The sequence below is a fragment of the Providencia sp. PROV197 genome (assembly GCF_028479625.1).
Classification (GTDB): domain Bacteria; phylum Pseudomonadota; class Gammaproteobacteria; order Enterobacterales; family Enterobacteriaceae; genus Providencia; species Providencia vermicola.
Map to the genome: position 1 here is coordinate 1 of NZ_JAMPNZ010000049.1, position 2,688 is coordinate 2,688.

The following is a 2,688-nucleotide window of genomic DNA, read 5'->3' on the forward strand; positions in this document are numbered from 1 at the left end:
GAAATTTTCAATCTTCAGACTCCTCAAAATTAAAAATTTCAGCAACCTTTAAATTTCGCACAATTGAAGATAGAGACAGGCTCCTCGCAGAGGATTTTGACGATAATATACCGGGTATACCGAGGTTTCCTTTTGATAATCTAGATCTATATATAGATGCGGTTAATAAGCGAGCTGACCGTGATGCTAGAAATCAATTGCTCGAAATTAAGAGACAACATAAAAGTATCACGGATAAAATTCAGTTTAATGTAAATGAATTAAATAAGCTGAAAATAGCCCAAAGTAGTGTATTTGCTGTTCCCACACCGAATGTTCCTACATTACCTCATGGCGTTGCTTCAAATTCACAAGTAACACAAACGGCAAATAGCAATATTGTAAAAGGTATCGAAAAGACATTAGGTAATATTCGTGATGGCCTAGCGGAAACGTTTGATTGCTCTTTTGGCATGAGTTGCTCAAATGATTTAGATAAAGCAGCAAAAAATTCGAATGTTGGGAAACCTCATACTGGTGGTGACCAAATACCTGAGCAAGGCCGGATAGATACAGGTGGAAACCAAATACCCGAACAAGGAAAAATTGATACGGGTGGAAACCAGCCCCCAGAACCGATCGAAAAACTGCCTGGAACATCTATTCTTGATACTCTATCTATAGATAACCTCGCCTATTTAGACAAGATTACACAAGGTGAACATGCGGGAATCAGAAATAAAGAGGGGCGTCCAGTCAGTTCAGTCATTAATGATGTTCAAAAATCGCGGCCTTCAGATATCTTAATACAAGATGATGGTCGTTGGGTTGTAAAAGGTAATGGCGGAAGAATACATCTAATTGAGCCTGATGGAGAAGTGGTCTCATCATTTAAAAATAGTGATAAAAATACGGCTCAACGTACTAGAGATGGGCGATGGAATAGACCTAGCAATGAAAAACTAGATGAATTTAAAGAAAAATTTTCTGATTATGTGAGGTGGTAGGATGGATACACTAAAAATTAATTACATACCAGAAGCAGATGTAACTTTATTTGATATTCGTTTATCTGAATCGGAAGTTGTAATTTATACAGATTGCTTAAATTACGTTTTAACTCATTTATCTGATGAGCAAATATATGAAAAAACGGAATGTTCAAATAAACAAGAGTTATCACATTACTTGACAGATCTAAAAAATTTAATGAAATCAATGGAACATAGAAGATACCTTCCTGATAGGTACAAAGATCTATAAAAAATAATGGCATAGTGGCTCTTTAAAGAGCCACTATGCCAACAAATTTTAGTCTCTTACCTCAATCATTTTACTCGCTCTCAGCCAACTGGATGATCAACTGTCCGGCTTGGCGAGTGAGGGTATGTGGTTACTCACCTTAAACCCAAACTCACTCAATCACTTGCCGCTTAACGTGAGTTGTGGGCTGGGGTTTGGTTTACCTCGGTTGGGGGGAACCCATTGTATACTTTCTGGTTTTGACCACTGCTTCTTTAGCCGTCAGTGTTTTTACACTACAATCGTGCTTATTCTCAGCTGTGAGAGCATGGTGTCCAGTCAGTTCAGTCATTAATGATGTTCAAAAATCTAGACCTTCAGATATTTTAGTTCAAGAAGATGGTCGTTGGATTGTTAAAGGTTCTGGTAGAAAAGTTCATATAATTGAGTCTGATGGAGAGGTTGTCACTTCTTTTATAATCCGAAAGCGAATACAGACAACAGAATCAAAAAAGGTGAATGGCAGCGACCTTCTAATGAGCAATTAGATGACTTTAAAGAAAAATTCTCTGATTATATTAAATGGTGATGGTATGGATTTATTACAAAAAAAATGTATTGCAAGTGTAACTCTATATGATGTGAGAGCTTCAGAGGGGGAGTTAATGGTTTACGAAGGGTGTATTGATTATGTATTAGCTAATTGCTCTGATGCAGAAATACTCAAAATCACGGGTTGTGAAAATGGGGAAGAATTATCATTTTACCGAGAAGAACTTATTAGATTAATCAAAATGGTTGGAAATCCAGAATATCTTCCTGATAGATATAAAGATCTATAAAGCTTTAATAGTGTATCAGTATTGAATAACAAAGGAACTGTTAAAACTGATCTCTCACGTGGTGGCGTCGAATACCGTTTACCTAATCGTAAAGGCATTAGATATAATACGGATGACTCATTTAATACTGTGTTAGATCCAAAGAAGGCAATAAAATGAAAGATAATAAATTAGAACTATTTTTTTCAAGTCCAATGGAATATGAGAATCTAACGTTAGAAGTTCAATTAAATTGGGGGCGGGTTGCAGAAATTAATCAAGATAAAGGTGTAGACAATTTAGAAGTTGAACTATTTGGTTCAGATCTATCCCGCGGTTTTACAGCGAAAATGCCTTTAGATGATCTAATTTCAATATTAATTGAAGCCAGAGATACATTAAAGAAACAATAAACTTTTATTGAATTAATGGTCTTACTCGCTGTTGGCTAATTGGGTGATTAACTGTCCAGTTTGGTGCGTGAGTGTGTAATTGCTACCTTAGGCAATATTCAGTATGGCTGCTGAGATTTACGAAGGTAGCATTACTGATTTACCAAACGCAAAAGCGAAAAAGAAAAAATAATTTTCTTTAGTCGCATAGATAAACAGTATCTCTAGTATGCTGTTTATCACCAAAGCGTATA

4 protein-coding genes and 1 pseudogene are annotated in these 2,688 nt (G+C 35.9%); all 5 read left to right on the forward strand.

Annotated elements, in window-relative coordinates:
• On the forward strand, positions 1-986 hold a 986-nt coding region (locus tag PR808_RS20575; RefSeq protein WP_272539991.1), incomplete at its 5' end, for a hypothetical protein.
• Between the two features lies 1 nt (position 987).
• Positions 988-1,242 carry a hypothetical protein gene (locus PR808_RS20580; protein WP_272539992.1) on the forward strand — a complete coding sequence of 85 codons (255 nt, stop codon included), beginning with the start codon at positions 988-990 and terminating at the stop codon, positions 1,240-1,242.
• 527 nt (positions 1,243-1,769) lie between these two features.
• On the forward strand, positions 1,770-2,063 hold the full coding sequence (locus tag PR808_RS20585) for a hypothetical protein (protein ID WP_272539993.1): 294 nt from the start codon (positions 1,770-1,772) through the stop codon (positions 2,061-2,063).
• 155 nt (positions 2,064-2,218) lie between these two features.
• Entirely contained in the window at positions 2,219-2,455 is a 237-nt protein-coding gene (locus PR808_RS20590; RefSeq protein WP_206082674.1) for a hypothetical protein, read from the forward strand.
• Positions 2,456-2,558: 103 nt separating this feature from the next.
• A pseudogene (locus PR808_RS20745) lies at positions 2,559-2,627 on the forward strand (dihydrolipoamide dehydrogenase); the annotation flags it as partial.
• Positions 2,628-2,688: the final 61 nt, after the last annotated feature.

What these genes read in the sequence shown, in the direction of transcription:
- PR808_RS20580 (WP_272539992.1), top strand. Translation starts at nt 988, where the DNA reads ATGGATACACTAAAAATTAATTACATACCAGAAGCAGATGTAACTTTA.
- PR808_RS20590 (WP_206082674.1), top strand. Translation starts at nt 2,219, where the DNA reads ATGAAAGATAATAAATTAGAACTATTTTTTTCAAGTCCAATGGAATAT.
- PR808_RS20585 (WP_272539993.1), top strand. Translation starts at nt 1,770, where the DNA reads ATGACTTTAAAGAAAAATTCTCTGATTATATTAAATGGTGATGGTATG.